12 protein-coding genes are annotated in these 14,244 nt (G+C 53.6%); 6 read left to right on the top strand and 6 right to left on the bottom strand.

The genetic code is table 11. From position 1 onward, the window contains the following. The first annotated feature begins 37 nt into the window (after positions 1-37). Positions 38-295, top strand: a complete 258-nt coding sequence (locus JXQ85_RS13250) for a BolA family protein (protein WP_421749412.1) — start codon at positions 38-40, stop codon at positions 293-295. Between the two features lies 1 nt (position 296). Here the strand turns inward: JXQ85_RS13250 and JXQ85_RS13245 are convergent, their stop codons facing one another. The 4 genes from JXQ85_RS13245 to pepN all read right to left on the bottom strand — a co-directional run bounded on the left by JXQ85_RS13245 (position 297) and on the right by pepN (position 7,232). After that, positions 297-812 carry a DUF4177 domain-containing protein gene (locus tag JXQ85_RS13245; RefSeq protein WP_421749411.1) on the bottom strand — a complete coding sequence of 172 codons (516 nt, stop codon included), beginning with the start codon at positions 810-812 and terminating at the stop codon, positions 297-299. A 200-nt stretch (positions 813-1,012) separates the two neighbouring features. Next, the gene (gene gatB / locus JXQ85_RS13240) at positions 1,013-2,524 is read right to left on the bottom strand and encodes an Asp-tRNA(Asn)/Glu-tRNA(Gln) amidotransferase subunit GatB (protein WP_421749410.1); all 1,512 of its coding nucleotides are present in this window, start codon (positions 2,522-2,524) and stop codon (positions 1,013-1,015) included. A gap of 626 nt (positions 2,525-3,150) precedes the next feature. After that, positions 3,151-4,455: a hypothetical protein gene (locus tag JXQ85_RS13235; RefSeq protein WP_421749409.1), complete on the bottom strand. Its 1,305-nt coding sequence runs from the start codon at positions 4,453-4,455 to the stop codon at positions 3,151-3,153. A 218-nt stretch (positions 4,456-4,673) separates the two neighbouring features. Next, positions 4,674-7,232 carry an aminopeptidase N gene (gene pepN / locus JXQ85_RS13230; protein WP_421749408.1) on the bottom strand — a complete coding sequence of 853 codons (2,559 nt, stop codon included), beginning with the start codon at positions 7,230-7,232 and terminating at the stop codon, positions 4,674-4,676. Between the two features lie 230 nt (positions 7,233-7,462). Between pepN and JXQ85_RS13225 the strand changes: the two genes are divergently transcribed. Further along, a complete protein-coding gene (locus JXQ85_RS13225) occupies positions 7,463-8,398 on the top strand; it encodes a homocysteine S-methyltransferase family protein (protein ID WP_421749407.1) in 936 nt (311 codons plus the stop codon). Between the two features lie 67 nt (positions 8,399-8,465). On the opposite strand, the gene JXQ85_RS13220 is transcribed toward JXQ85_RS13225, so the two are convergent. Further along, positions 8,466-9,236, bottom strand: a complete 771-nt coding sequence (locus JXQ85_RS13220) for a nuclear transport factor 2 family protein (protein WP_421749406.1) — start codon at positions 9,234-9,236, stop codon at positions 8,466-8,468. Between the two features lie 92 nt (positions 9,237-9,328). On the opposite strand from JXQ85_RS13220, the gene JXQ85_RS13215 reads away from it, so the two are divergent. The 4 genes from JXQ85_RS13215 to JXQ85_RS13200 all read left to right on the top strand — a co-directional run bounded on the left by JXQ85_RS13215 (position 9,329) and on the right by JXQ85_RS13200 (position 13,413). Continuing rightward, positions 9,329-9,697 carry a winged helix-turn-helix transcriptional regulator gene (locus tag JXQ85_RS13215; RefSeq protein ID WP_421749405.1) on the top strand — a complete coding sequence of 123 codons (369 nt, stop codon included), beginning with the start codon at positions 9,329-9,331 and terminating at the stop codon, positions 9,695-9,697. A 117-nt stretch (positions 9,698-9,814) separates the two neighbouring features. Beyond that, entirely contained in the window at positions 9,815-11,959 is a 2,145-nt protein-coding gene (locus JXQ85_RS13210; RefSeq protein ID WP_421749404.1) for a malate synthase G, read from the top strand. 129 nt (positions 11,960-12,088) lie between these two features. Beyond that, positions 12,089-12,517, top strand: a complete 429-nt coding sequence (locus JXQ85_RS13205) for a GlcG/HbpS family heme-binding protein (RefSeq protein ID WP_421749403.1) — start codon at positions 12,089-12,091, stop codon at positions 12,515-12,517. Positions 12,518-12,630: 113 nt separating this feature from the next. Further along, on the top strand, positions 12,631-13,413 hold the full coding sequence (locus JXQ85_RS13200) for a gamma-glutamyl-gamma-aminobutyrate hydrolase family protein (RefSeq protein WP_421749402.1): 783 nt from the start codon (positions 12,631-12,633) through the stop codon (positions 13,411-13,413). Here JXQ85_RS13200 and JXQ85_RS13195 read toward each other — a convergent pair whose 3' ends face one another. Continuing rightward, the gene (locus JXQ85_RS13195; RefSeq protein WP_421749401.1) at positions 13,414-14,196 is read right to left on the bottom strand and encodes an SDR family NAD(P)-dependent oxidoreductase; all 783 of its coding nucleotides are present in this window, start codon (positions 14,194-14,196) and stop codon (positions 13,414-13,416) included. Positions 14,197-14,244 lie beyond the last annotated feature (48 nt).

Genomic DNA, 14,244 nt, shown 5'->3' with positions numbered 1-14,244 from the left:
CTATTAGACGCAAGATTGAAGAGGGCAGAGTAAAAAAATGAGCGTCAAAGACGAAATTCATGAGCGGTTGTCCGCTGTATTTCACCCCACAGAGTTGGTGGTCGTAGATGACAGCGAAAGCCACCGTGGTCATGCGGGCTTTCAAGAGGGTGGCGAAAGCCATTTCAACGTGAGGATACGCGCGCAAGCCTTTGAAGATATGTCGCGAATTAAACGTCACCGCGCTGTGCATGACGCCATTGGGAAAGACATTGTTGCCCGGATTCACGCCCTTGCATTGGACATTGGCGCCTAGGTTATTCCGCGGCGATATCGTCCTTTGCACGCTGTTGTGTTGCGCGTTGGCGCAGCGCCACAGGCAAAGTGTTTAACCCAGGTTTTGGTGCTGGATTTGGTGAGGCGGCAAAGAAACCATCGTCTTCATCCACATCAACAACCGGCACCGCAACCGGGCGCACGCGCTTAGGCCGAACAGCGACAGGGTCAGGATTTTCAGGCTCGGAAGCCGGGGTGATTTCAACCGGTGCGGCTATTTCCGTTACCGCCGGTTCCTCGACCGGGGCACTAGAAACGGAACCCGCCAATTGACGCCTGAACACCAAAACGCTGCGAAATGTCCGAGAGGTCGATGTTAGGCCAGATCGTTCTTCATGGGGCAGGGTTTCACTGCGCTGATATTCCCACCCATCCAGTGCCATGTCATTCATAACTTCTTGAACAGAATAGGCAAATTTGTCCTCAGAGCGTCGCACGCCGCGCGCCTTGCGGCCCTTTAATGGGGCCGGAACCACCTTGTATTCAAATCGATCCATTTCTGGGCCTGCCTCTTTTTGCGGGCAGTGTAGCCGAACTTACCCACAATGTCTGGCGATTTATCCACAGGAAATTCACAGAAGTGCAGGTGTTGCAGCTGAGTCGCGCATGGGTGGTGACGCCGGCGGTCTTGTGGGCGGCATAAACAAAAAAAGGCGGCCCGCCAGGACCGCCTTAAGAGTTGCATTTCAGCTGCGCATTAACCTTTCAGCTTTTGCGCCACCAATTGGTTTACAGCCTTTGGGTTCGCTTTGCCGCCGGTCGCTTTCATGACCTGACCCACAAACCAGCCTGCCAGTTTTGGATTTTCTTTGGCTTTTTCCACCTGTGCCGGGTTCGCCGCGATGATCTCATCCAATGCAGCTTCAATGGCACCAGTATCTGTCACCTGCTTCATGCCGCGCTCTTCCACGATCTGCGCAGGGTCGCCGCCTTCGGTATAGACGATTTCAAACAGGTCTTTCGCGATCTTACCGGAAATCGCGTCAGAGCTGATCAGGTCGATCACGCCACCCAGTTGTGCTGGCGAGATTGGGCTTTCGGAAATTCCCTTGTCATCTTTCTTCAGACGACCAAAGAGTTCATTGATCACCCAGTTTGCGGCCAGCTTACCATTGCGACCATTCGCAACCTCTTCAAAGAAGCTCGCGTTTTCTGCCTCTGCAGTCAGCACTGACGCGTCATATTCAGACAGGCCGAAATCATTCACAAAGCGCGCTTTTTTTGCGTCTGGCAGCTCTGGCAAGGATGCTGCGATGTCATCGACCCAGCCTTGCTCGATCTCCAATGGCAGCAGGTCTGGATCCGGGAAGTAACGATAGTCATGCGCTTCTTCTTTAGAACGCATGGAACGTGTTTCGTTCTTATCCGCGTCATACAGACGGGTTTCCTGATCAACCGTGCCACCAGCTTCGACAATCGCGATCTGACGACGCGCTTCATATTCAATCGCCGCTTGGATAAAGCGCATGGAGTTCATGTTCTTGATCTCACAGCGGGTGCCGAGATGAGCGAAGTCCTGCGTTTCCATGTATTTTTCGTACTGACCCGGACGGCAGATAGATACGTTCACGTCAGCCCGCAGGTTGCCGTTTTGCATATTGCCATCACATGTGCCCAGATAGCGCAGGATCTGGCGCAGTTTGGTCACATAAGCGGCGGCCTCTTCAGGGCCACGGATGTCTGGACGAGACACAATCTCCATCAGCGCAACACCGGTGCGGTTTAGATCGACGAAAGACATGTTCGGGTCCATGTCGTGCACGGATTTACCAGCGTCTTGTTCGAGGTGAATGCGTTCGACACGCACCAGACGCGCAACGCCCGGACCCATGTCGACCAAAATTTCGCCTTCACCCACAATCGGGTGATAGAGCTGAGAAATTTGATAGCCCTGCGGAAGGTCAGGATAGAAATAGTTCTTACGGTCAAACGCCGACCAAAGGTTGATGTCCGCTTTCAGGCCTAGACCTGTGCGCACGGCTTGCTCAACACAATATTCATTGATGGTTGGCAGCATGCCCGGCATCGCCGCATCAACGAAAGAAACGTTTGCATTCGGCTCCGCACCGAATTTGGTGGAAGCGCCAGAAAAGAGTTTCGCATTCGAGCTGACCTGCGCGTGCACTTCCATCCCGATGACCAGTTCCCAGTCATGTTTCGCACCTGCGATGACTTTTGGTTTTGGGGTTTCATATGTCAGGTCCAGCATCTGCCGTCGCTCCATCTGTAATGTTCAGATCGCGTTCTAAGACAGGGCGGGGGAAGGGGCAACCCGTAGGGTGGGGTTCTACCCCTCCAAATTTCAAATGTTATGGGCAGACGGCGGGGGGAAACCCCACCCTACAAATCTCAATGCGGATGCTTTGAAGTAGTGGACAGATCATTTATCCGCATTCAGGCGACGCCAAGTTTTTAACATCGGTGTGGTTCTTCAAAGATTCGAAGATTACCCGCGCAGCAGCATCATTTTGGGTCATTTTGTTCCGGCCGCGAAGCCTATCGATGAACGAGTGCTGTTTTTCAATGCTTAGATTGGCGTAGAGTTCGAGACTTCCGCCATCCACTGGTGCAACAGGTTCAACGGATGTAGTGCAAAAATATTGGGACCCTTCGCGTGTCGCGTAAAAGGCCCATCCAAAGTCTTCGCTGAAAACCTCTTCAGGTTGGAAACCTTCAAACCTCAACGTTTCAGCGATAAACTTCGCTAATTCGGATCCGCCGATGTTGTTAACGTTTTCGCGCAGCCTTTCGTGAGAATCGCGAAAGCCGTTCGTGTCAAAACTGAAATTTATCATTTGTTTGCAGTATAGTTGAAGTATTAAAAGTTGATTGGGCTTACGGCTGAATTTCCGTAATCCCATCCGGCCCGAAGTGAATGGTCAGACCTTGCTCAAGGTTCTTCATAAAAGGCTGCGCTACTGCGTTCATTGCAAAAGCACGTCCTTTCTGCGCCAGACGCTCAATCGAGACACTGCGCACGCCATTGTCAAACCCCATCTCTGCATGGCCCCAGATCAGCGGGTGCACTTCGCGTAACGAGCGATGCACCACGGCCTCAAAGGCGGTACGTAGGCTAGCCAATTGCACAGACCCGCTACCGGATTCGCGATAACGCTGGCGGGCTGCCTGCCAAGCGCAGTAGATTTGCGCCGCCACCAGATTGGCCGTGGCCTGATCCGGTTGGCGTTCCAGAATGTCGTGGATACCATCTACAAAGTAATCAATGTCGATATGCGCAAGCCCATTTGGATCGGCCAGAATGGCATCAAACCAAACCCATGCATAGGCACCTGCGCCCCAGAGATCAAAGGTACGCGCGGCGGTGCGGCGGGCCTGCAGATCAAGCGCAGGTAGATCTCCGTACCACTGCGGTAGCATGTAAGTGCCAAGCGCGCGCATATGACGGGGATTTTCAGGATCAAGATCAATCAGATCTTCGAAATCATCCGCCACGCGGTCACCGGGGTGATCACTGCCGGGTAAAAGCGCACAACGTGCTGCGGTCAAAGCGGCCGAACCAAGTTCATGGGCGCAGAACCCATCAAGGATTTCGCTCGCGCGGGTGAAATGCGCTAGAAAGGCTTCGCGATTGGTGTCCTTTAGCTCAGCCTCAGGCACCGTACCACGCCATGCCCAGCCAATATCGATATGCATATGGGCGACGATCAGCGCGATGGCGTAATCATCTGGGTTTTCAGACAAAACGATTTCAAAATCTTCGATTCCATCAAAGAAATTCGAACCCTTCGCCGGTTTGCCATGCAGCAATGCGTGTTCTGCGGCGCTGACGACATCGGCGCGGGCGCCAAAGAGCATCAGGTCCACAACCGGTGTACCCTGCATCGTGGTGTCACGTGTTTTATCAGCCATTCGAATGCGTTCGCTTAGGCTATCCCAGCGCTCTTGACGTGCAAGGAACTGCGCATTCTCGCGTACTTCGTTGTCCGCCTTCACGCGCATCGTGGCATTGTTAACGGGAATTTTAACGCGCTCGATCAAATCCTCTTCAGAAGTTCCGCTCTCTGGCAAAAACGCCAGCGGGGCGGAATCCTGCGGGGCAGAAAACTTGCGCATCAAGGCCTTTAGTGGCTCTGGAAGGCGTGGCTTCTGCAACACCGGTTTGGAAAAATCGAACTTCATCGCGGGCTCCGTAAATCTTAGAGCCTTTGTCGCGTTCAATTTAGGCGGGAAATGGGCAGGTGCAGGGAAACTCGCAGACCTTTGCACGTCTGGTTGAGGCATGAATGAGGCAATTGGCAGGTCAGCCTGCTAAATTGCCCCAATCACACGAGTATTGTCTCCAAATCGCGCACAGTTAACGATTGGTTAACCTTTCGCCGAGGGAGATAGATTCCTGTTTAGCCAAGAATACGAGAGATCATCTCATGCGTGTCTCGGCTGAGGTTCGGCGTTGCCAGAATCCGCTCAAGCTGCGCCTTGATCATAGCTTGCCGGCCATCATCATAGCGTTTCCATGTTTGGAAAGATGTACACATACGCGCCGTGGTCTGTGGGTTCAGGGCATCCAGCTTGATCAACCAATCCGCGAGCAGCTTATAGCCAGCGCCGCTTGCATGGTGAAAGCCCGCATGGTTGCCCGCAAGTGCCCCCAATGTGCCGCGGAAGCGGTTTGGGTTCTTCATGTCAAAGTCAGGGTGCTGTGTCAGGCGTTCGGTAACGGCCGCGGCCTCTTCTGGCTTGGCCAGTGAGATTTGCAGACCAAACCATTTGTTGATGACCAGACGGTCTTCTTGCCATTGGTCATAGAAGGCTTGGACCTCAGCGTCGCCTTCACCTTCACGCACTAATGTCGCCAGAGCAGCGATCTGCTGGGTCATATTATCAGCAGAGGCATATTGCGCGCGCGCCTTTTCCACATCGCCTAACTTACCCATCAAAGACATGGCTGAATTCGCCAAAGCACGCTGACCACTGCCTTTCGCATCAGGTGCGTAGGCACCAGATGGCTGATTTTCGGTGTAAAGCGCGGGCAGGGCGTCAGCGAGGCTCTCTGCTTTTGCTTTAGAAAGCGCTTTAGCGGCTGCGTGGATTTTTACCGGATCAGGGGTCTGGCCCATTTCCGCAATCACGCCCGCCAGTTCGGTCTCACTTGGCTGGTTCAGCATCAGCGCCCGATAGGCGGCATCCAGGGAGGTATCGGTGACCACACGCTTCAGACCTTCCAGATAAGCCGCATCAGGTGCTGCATCTTCTAGGATCATCTTGAGCAGAGCATCGCGCGCCAGCTCTCGGCCTGCTTCCCAGCGATTGAAAGCATCCGTGTCATGGGCCAGCAAGAAAGCACGGCGGGTATTGTCAATGTCCTGTTCCAGCATCACAGGAGCAGAGAAGCCACGCAGGATCGAAGGCACCGGGCGAGCAGAAAGACCAGTGAAGGTCAGAGCCTGTTCTGCCTCAGTCATTTCAAAGATCTGCGTCGAGTGTGTCTCATCCCCATTTGGATTAAGCAGGCCCAAGGCAATTGGAATGACGCGCGGGTCTTTGACATCCTGACCTGGCGTTGGAGCCGTGGATTGGTTGAAATGCAGCGTGAAGGTGCCGCCCTCAGCGTCCCACTCTTCGCGTACGGAAACCTTTGGCGTACCAGATTGACTGTACCAGCGTTTGAACTGCGCCAGATCACGGCCTGTGCTGTCCTCAAAGACTTTGATCCAGTCTTCGATGGTCGCAGCATCGCCGTCATGACGCTCAAAATAAAGATCCAGCGCTTTGTAATAGGCGTCATGGCCAACGAGGGTCTTCAGCATGCCGATGACCTCGGCACCCTTTTCATAGACAGTCGCCGTGTAAAAGTTGTTGATCTCTTGGAATTCCTCTGGACGCACAGGGTGCGAGAGCGGCCCTTGATCCTCTGGGAACTGACGCGCGCGCAGTGCAATCACATCATCAATGCGTTTCACTGGCTCAGAGCGCATATCCGCCGTGAACTGCGCGTCACGAAAGACTGTCAGACCCTCTTTCAAGCAAAGCTGGAACCAATCGCGGCAGGTGATGCGGTTGCCGGTCCAGTTGTGAAAGTACTCATGGGCAATGATGGCTTCGATCCGCTCAAAATCCGCATCTGTCGATGTGGCTTGCGAGGCCAACACGCAGGACGAGTTGAAGATGTTCAGCCCTTTGTTCTCCATCGCGCCCATGTTGAAGTCATCCACGGCGACGATGTTGAAGATATCAAGGTCATATTCCCGGCCATAGACATCCTCATCCCATTTCATGGAATCCTTCAGAGCCTGCATGCCAAAGGCGCATTTATCCTCATCCCCGGGGCGTACCCAAATATTGAGTTCGACGTCTTTGCCAGAGCGAGTGGTGAATGACCCCGGATGGTTGTTCAGATCGCCCGCCACCAAGGCAAAGAGGTAGGCCGGTTTTTTCCAAGGATCAGACCATTCCGCGAACCCTTCGCCAGAGGCACCGGGGTTGCCGTTAGACAGTAGGACGTTTTCAGAGCCTTCTATGCGCACATCAAAGGTCGCCATGACGTCAGGACGGTCTGGATAATAGGTGATCTTGCGGAACCCTTCGGCCTCACACTGGGTGCAGTACATGCCGTTTGACATATAAAGCCCCTCAAGCGCGGTATTGGTGGAAGGTGAAATCTCGACCTCGGATTCCCAGATAAACGGCGCGCTGGGCGCATTTTCAATAGTGAGGCCTTCGTCGGTCACAACAGGGGAGACCTCTGCGCCGTCGATCTTGGCTGAGATCAGTTTCAGCTCTTCGCCATGCAGAAAGAATGTCTGATCCGTGGCGTCTGGATTTGGACGAAAGGCAATGCGCGACAGGACCCGGGTTTCGGTTGGATGCAGCTTGAAGGTCAGCGACACGCTGTCGATCAGGTAGCCGAAGGGGGTATAGTCTTTCAGGTAAATGGTCTGCGGGGCAGCGTCGCGCATTGGGCACTCCAGAAATTATGTCTTGGAGTTAGATGTAATGGGTGACGCAGGACCTGCAAGCAGGAAAGCTTTGTGTGCTTGAGCTGAGCTGAATTGCGTGTCGGCTGTGGGGATAAACTGAGTTTTCGGTACAGCGGCCTTAATGACCGGTTCATCCAAATTGCAATCGATGACAAATTGTACACCTGTCGCTATGGTCAAAGGGCAATTTTAGAGACTGGACTTCTCCGATGGCAATCTATCGAGACACATTTCCTCCCAGCAATGCCGATTTATTCTTGGCCTATGTGGGGATGGAAACCGATTTGATATTCAATCAAGACGTCGAGTTGCCCGGCTTTGCTTCATACCCACTTTTAAAAACCAATAAGGGCCGAGAGCTTCTCAGAGGGTATCTGATCGACCTGATCGCTTTGGGCAAGGAAGCAGGTGTCGGCGTTATCCTTGAAAGCCCGACATGGGTTGCAAACCGAGACCGAGGGGCTGAGATTGGTTACACATTCGATGACCTCAAAAAACTCAATCAAGCCGCCATCGCATTGATGGCGGCAGTACGCTCAGAAAGCAATCATGCTCCGACAGTAATCAGTGCAAATATTGGACCACGCAATGATGCATACGCTCCGGAAGTGCAGATGAACGCGAATGAGGCAGAACGCTATCACTCGGAGCAAGTATCCGTTCTGGCAGAAACAGATGTGGACGTGATCAGCGGGTACACTTTGGCGTATCCAGCCGAGGCGATTGGCATGGTCAGGTCGGCCCGTCGGTTCGGATTGCCGGTGGTCATCTCCTTCACGGTGGAAACCGACGGGCGGTTGCCAACCGGAGTATCCCTGAAGGACGCAATATCGAAGGTCGATGCTGCGACTGACGGCTATGCTGCTTACTTCATGATAAACTGTGCGCACCCAGAGCATTTTTCCCAAATTCTTGAAGACGCTCCGTGGATGCAGCGCGTAAGAGGCATTATTGCCAACGCATCACGTTGTAGCCATGCTGAACTTGACGAGGCCGAAGAACTGGACGACGGCAATCCGACTGAATTGGGTGCTCAGCTGGCCGACATCAGAAAACGCTTTCCCCATATACAGATTTTGGGAGGGTGTTGTGGAACCGATATGCGCCACATGAGCCAGATCGTGGCCGCCGCCCGGGCAACTTAACCTGACGTTCGCTGAGCTGAATTTTCTAGAACGGCGCACGAGCGGAACTCGCGCGCCGAATTTTATCTTAAAACTTACCGTTCTCATGTGCCATCTCAGCTGGGATTTCTTCGACCGTATCCCAGTGTTCTACGATCTTGCCGTCTTCGACCCGGAAAAGATCAAAGAAGGCTGTTGGGGCATCACCAAAGACACCTTCGGACGCCGTAAAGACAAAGTTGCCCTGTGCCACCACCATATGGGTCTCGGTATAGGCCAGTGTGGTGCCAGACTCAGCAAGGCCTGCGAGGAAAGTTCCCAATCCTTCCAGCCCGTCCGCCACATAGGGATTGTGCTGCATATAGGTCTCGGTAGAGATGTAATCGGTGATCTTCTCTGGCGCTTTGCCATGCAGAACATCTGTCACGAAACCTTTCACCAGCGCTTTGTTCTCTGCCGTTTTATCCAGATCGGTCACTGTCGCTGTGCCGTCTGTCATAGAACGCCCAGAGGCGGTTTCTGCCAATGGAGCCTGTAAATTATCCCAGTGTTCAACAACCTTGCCATCTTCAACGCGGAAGACATCAAAGGACACAAGAGAGTCAGCACCCAGCAGCTGAGAATTGTTATATGTGTTGTGTGTCACAATCAGATCGCCTTCGCTGATCACACGGTGGGTGGTGGCCTCAAAGCCGCTATCTTTTAAGGCAGGTAGAAAACCAATGACGGCCTCTGCCCCGGTTGGGACATTTGGATTGTGTTGGATATAGCCGGGGGCCAGCAGATCGCGTGCGGCCTCGCCATCAAAATTCACGAAGAGGGCGGTAAGGGCACTTAGTACAGTTTCAGTCGGGGTCATGGATTTATCCTTAGAATCAGTTTTGAACTTCTGATCCAATGTGGTACCAAAAACATACCAAGTATCAATTACGCACTAATTAGGAACTAGGTATGCTTAAGGTAACCGCTGAGTCAAAAATCGATGTGGACAATTGCCCTGTAAGGCAGGTTTTGGCGAAGGTCTCTGGCAAGTGGCAGGTACTGATTGTGCTGGCCCTCCGGGATGGGGCGATGCGCTTTGGCCAGATTAAACGTGAAATCGGGGACGTGACCCAGCGTGTACTCACCGAAAACCTGAGAAACCTTGAGAGGGACGGCTATCTGGCCCGCGAGGTGGTACCGGGCCCCCCCGTGGAAGTGCATTATGAGCTCACCGATTTGGGTCAAGAGCTGATGGAGCTGCAGAAGACAATGGTGATCTGGGCCGACCGAAATCACCCAGCGGTCAAAGCAAATCGTATGGCATATGACCAGAGATAGGCGCTTTTCCCGGAAAAACTGCCGCATTCTCTGGTAATATTTGAAAGCCAATCAGGTTGCTCGATGGGGTTTGCTGCTCTAACCAAGGGGAAACGCTGTTTGGAAGGGGAGAAACTGATGGCCCGTGTCGAGATTCACGAACTTCAAGTTTCGTCAAAATACGCTGCATTTATCGAAGCCAAGGCGCTGCCAGGAACCGGAGTGTCGTCGGATGCCTTCTGGTCTGGGCTTGCACAGTTGACCCATGATTTTGGCCCTGAAAACCGTGCCTTGCTGGAAGAACGTGAAGTCATTCAGCAGCAGATCGACGCCTGGCATGGCGCACGTAAAGGTGCCCCACATGATGCCGCAGCCTATAAAGCCTTTTTGGAAGAAATCGGCTATCTGGTCCCGGAAGGAGCTGATTTTGAGATCGACACGCAGAACGTAGATCCTGAAATCGCCTTGGTTCCCGGTCCGCAGCTTGTCGTGCCGATCACCAATGCGCGCTATGCTCTGAATGCAGCCAATGCCCGTTGGGGCTCTTTGTACGATGCATTTTACGGCACTGATGCGCTGGGTGATCTTCCAGCGGGTGCTGACTATGATGCTGCGCGTGGCGGGCGTGTGGTCGCCGCTGTCAAAGCGCACCTGGATCAGGTTCTGCCTTTTGATGGCATCAGCTGGGCGGATGTCACTGGATTTGACTATCACGATAGTGTTTTCGTCGGGGTGACAGCGCAAAAAACCGCGCCACTTGTGGATCAAGCTCAGTTTGTGGGTATCAAAGAGGATCTGTCGGAACTGCTGTTCATCAAGAACGGGTTACACATTCGCGTTCAGATCAACCCCAAACATCCCATCGGGCAGACAGACCCAGCGGGGATCGCCGATGTGATCATTGAAAGCGCGGTTTCCGCGATTATGGATTGCGAAGACTCTGTGGCCTGCGTGGATGCCGAAGACAAAGTTCTGGCCTACGCCAATTGGCTGGGTCTGATGAAGGGCGATCTGGTCACCAGCTTTGAAAAGGGCGGTAAGACGGTCGAGCGTAAGCTTAATGATGATCTCGCTTTTAACGCTCCTGACGGCACAGCGGTGACACTAAAGGGCCGCGCTCTGCTTTGGATCAGAAACGTCGGCCATTTGATGAGCAACCCGACGGTGCTGGATCGTGATGGCAATGAGATCATGGAAGGTCTGCTGGATGCGTTGACCACAGTGCTGATCGCTAAACATGACCTTAAGCGTGACAGCGGGAATTCGGTGCATGGCTCTGTTTACATTGTAAAACCTAAGATGCATGGCCCGAAAGAAGTCGCTTTTACAGACCGGATTTTTGATGTGGTCGAAGACATTCTCGGCTTGCCGCGCCACACCGTGAAAATCGGCATTATGGACGAGGAACGCCGCACATCTGTGAACCTCAAAGAATGCATTCGCGCCGCAAAATCGCGTGTGGCTTTCATCAATACGGGCTTTTTGGATCGCACAGGTGATGAAATCCATACTTCGATGGAGGCAGGGGCGTTCCTGCGCAAAGACGATATCAAAGCCCAAGGCTGGATCGCAGCCTATGAGGCGTTGAATGTGGACATCGGTTTGGAATGTGGGCTGAAAGGCAAGGCGCAGATCGGCAAGGGCATGTGGGCCATGCCTGACATGATGGCGGCGATGCTGGAACAAAAGATCGGCCACCCTGAGGCCGGCGCGACCTGTGCATGGGTGCCAAGCCCAACTGCAGCGACCTTACATGCGATGCATTATCATCAAGTTGATGTCATGGCGCGTCAGGACACATTAAAGGCAGCAGGCCGCCGCGCTGCGGTGGATGACATCTTAGACATCCCATTGTCGGTGGATCCAAATTGGTCCGCAGAAGACATCAAGCGCGAAGTTGAAAACAACGCGCAGGGCATCCTTGGATATGTGGTGCGCTGGGTGGATATGGGGGTTGGCTGTTCCAAAGTGCCAGACATAAACAACGTGGGTCTGATGGAAGACCGCGCCACCTGTCGTATCAGCGCGCAGCACATCGCAAACTGGCTGCACAATGAGGTGATCACAGCTCAGGACGTGATGGCCACCATGCGTAAAATGGCGTTGGTTGTGGATGCGCAGAATGCTGATGATCCAGCTTATCACGCCATGGCGCCGGGTTATGAGGGCATCGCCTTTCAAGCGGCTTGCGATCTGATCTTTAAGGGGCGTGCACAGCCTTCGGGATATACCGAGCCGGTACTTCATGCGCGTCGTTTGGAACTGAAAGCGGCTCAGGCCTAAGATGGTTTGTTAAAACAACACCCTTAAACAAAGGGGTGAAAGCTCTTGCATCAAGGGCGCAACTGCGTCCTGATGGGGCAAGAGCATGGATATCGCACTAGATAATCCGATAGGGGCAAGGAGTCAGACATGGCAGACATCAATCAGCGCAAAGCGCGGACGATCATTAGAAAAACCATGGAGCGCGCACGTGAAATGGAGCTTCGGCCTATTTCAGTTGTAGTGCTTGATGCGGGCGGGCATGTGATTGCCTTTGAACGCGAAGATGATTCAGCTCCTGGCCGGTTTGGGATTGCACAGGGAAAAGCCTACGGTGCGGTGATGCTGGGCATGGCCGGGCGCGCGCAAATGGAACGCGCGGAACAGCAAGCCTATTTCATGGCTGCGCTCAATGGAGTTTATGGCGGGCAAGTTGTGCCTGTGCCCGGCGGTCTTTTGGTGCGCGACAAAAAAGGGGCCATCATTGGAGCCGTTGGTGTGACGGGTGACACCTCTGACAATGATGCCGAAGTCGGCCTAGCAGGCATCGCCGGCGCGGGCCTTGAAGGCGAAGCGTAAACGCACAGTGGCCAAGCGGAGGTGCAAATCTGCACAACCGCTTGCGCGCAAATTGCCTTTGTCCTAAGCGCGTTCCTTGCATAGGTTGATCTTTGAATAAGGAAGATCGACGCATGAAACGACCCGTTGTTGGCATTATCGGCAATCAATACCTTCAAAATGATCAATACCCGGTGCACGCGGGCGGACGCATGAACTCTGAGGCAATTGCTGGGGTATCAGAGTGTCTGCCACTTTTGATCCCCGCTGATCCTCGGCTTGTTTCCGTGCCAGAATTGCTTGAGGCCTGTGATGGTTTCCTTTTAACGGGTGGTCGTCCAAATGTGCACCCGAATGAATATGGCGAAGACGCCACTGAGGCGCATGGCGAATTTGATCAGGCACGGGATGCGATTGTTTTGCCGCTTGTGCGGGCCTGTGTGGACAGTGGTCAGCCGTTCCTTGGGGTCTGTCGCGGGTTCCAAGAGGTAAACGTTGCTATGGGTGGCTCGCTTTATCCCGAAATCCGGGACCTGCCAGGGCGCACAAACCACCGCATGCCGCCGGATGGCACTTTGGAAGAAAAGTTTGAGCTGCGTCACGAAGTGACATTCGCCAAAGATGGCGTGTTTCACGGTCTAATGGGTGCGGAAAAAGTTATGACCAACACGCTGCACGGGCAGGGGATCAAGCAGGCCGGAGATCGGATCGAGATTGATGGGCACGCGCCGGATGGCACCCCTGAAGCGATCTACATAGAAGGCGCTGCTGGGTTTACGCTGGCGGTGCAATGGCACCCAGAGTGGAACGCGGCCAATGATCCGGTCAGTCGGCTTTTGTTTGAAGCCTTTGGGACGGCTGTGAAAGATTGGGCGCATGGTGCCCAACCTTTTGATGTCAAACGTCTCTGTGCTTGATTAGGCAGATTTTGTCTGCATACCACGAACCATTTTAAGCACAGTGCGACGCGGTAGCAGGGGAGTGATCCAGTTCAGCAGGAAGGACAGGCGTCCTTCGTTGATGATCACCAATTTGCCTTTCATCATGCCGTCATAACCGATTTTGGCAACACTTTCAGCGGTGGCACCTTTTTGGGCTGCTAGACCTGTTCCTTCTAGATCTGCAGCCGCTGCAAATTCTGTGTGAACGAACCCAGGGTTTAGCGACGACACAGTCACGCCATGCTCGCGAAGTTCTTCGTCCAATGCCTGTGAATAGGACATGACATAGGCCTTGGTTGCAAAGTAATTGGCTTGAAGTGGTCCAGGCATCATGGCTGCGGTCGAGGCAACGTTTAGGATTTTACCACCACCGCGATTTACCATGCCTTTACCAATTCCGTGGGACAACTCGACCAAAGCGGTGATGTTTAGATCGATCATCGCCTTTTCAGCCGCCCAATCACGCTGTGTGTGCAATCCATGACCACCAAAGCCAGCATTGTTGATCAAGATGTCTACGTTCAACCCGCGTGCGGCAACTTCATCGATCAGTTTACGGGCGCCGCCTTCGGCCGCCAGATCCAAAGCAATCGTCTGCACGGTCACGCTATGTTTGCGCTCAAGCTCGTCTTTGAGTGTGTTCAGTGCCTCTTCGCGACGGGCGGTGATGATCAAGTCGCCCCCTTTAGAGGCATGATAACGGGCGAATTCCTTGCCGATACCAGAAGATGCACCGGTGATGAGAGCGAGGTTGGTCATTGTGGGTCTCCTTGTTCCGCATGGCAGTGCGGTTGCGTTTCTGACTTG

Origin of the sequence: Cognatishimia sp., assembly GCF_049116455.1 — a bacterium.
GTDB lineage: Bacteria > Pseudomonadota > Alphaproteobacteria > Rhodobacterales > Rhodobacteraceae > Cognatishimia.
This window is presented reverse-complemented; position numbering and strand designations above follow the sequence as displayed.

Bases quoted from the DNA above. Each gene is read 5' to 3' on its own strand.
- JXQ85_RS13210 (WP_421749404.1), top strand. From the start codon at position 9,815: ATGGCCCGTGTCGAGATTCACGAACTTCAAGTTTCGTCAAAATACGCT.
- JXQ85_RS13195 (WP_421749401.1), bottom strand. From the start codon at position 14,196: ATGACCAACCTCGCTCTCATCACCGGTGCATCTTCTGGTATCGGCAAG.
- pepN (WP_421749408.1), bottom strand. From the start codon at position 7,232: ATGCGCGACGCTGCCCCGCAGACCATTTACCTGAAAGACTATACCCCC.
- gatB (WP_421749410.1), bottom strand. From the start codon at position 2,524: ATGCTGGACCTGACATATGAAACCCCAAAACCAAAAGTCATCGCAGGT.
- JXQ85_RS13220 (WP_421749406.1), bottom strand. From the start codon at position 9,236: ATGACCCCGACTGAAACTGTACTAAGTGCCCTTACCGCCCTCTTCGTG.
- JXQ85_RS13245 (WP_421749411.1), bottom strand. From the start codon at position 812: ATGGATCGATTTGAATACAAGGTGGTTCCGGCCCCATTAAAGGGCCGC.
- JXQ85_RS13225 (WP_421749407.1), top strand. From the start codon at position 7,463: ATGGCAATCTATCGAGACACATTTCCTCCCAGCAATGCCGATTTATTC.
- JXQ85_RS13205 (WP_421749403.1), top strand. From the start codon at position 12,089: ATGGCAGACATCAATCAGCGCAAAGCGCGGACGATCATTAGAAAAACC.
- JXQ85_RS13235 (WP_421749409.1), bottom strand. From the start codon at position 4,455: ATGAAGTTCGATTTTTCCAAACCGGTGTTGCAGAAGCCACGCCTTCCA.
- JXQ85_RS13250 (WP_421749412.1), top strand. From the start codon at position 38: ATGAGCGTCAAAGACGAAATTCATGAGCGGTTGTCCGCTGTATTTCAC.
- JXQ85_RS13215 (WP_421749405.1), top strand. From the start codon at position 9,329: ATGCTTAAGGTAACCGCTGAGTCAAAAATCGATGTGGACAATTGCCCT.
- JXQ85_RS13200 (WP_421749402.1), top strand. From the start codon at position 12,631: ATGAAACGACCCGTTGTTGGCATTATCGGCAATCAATACCTTCAAAAT.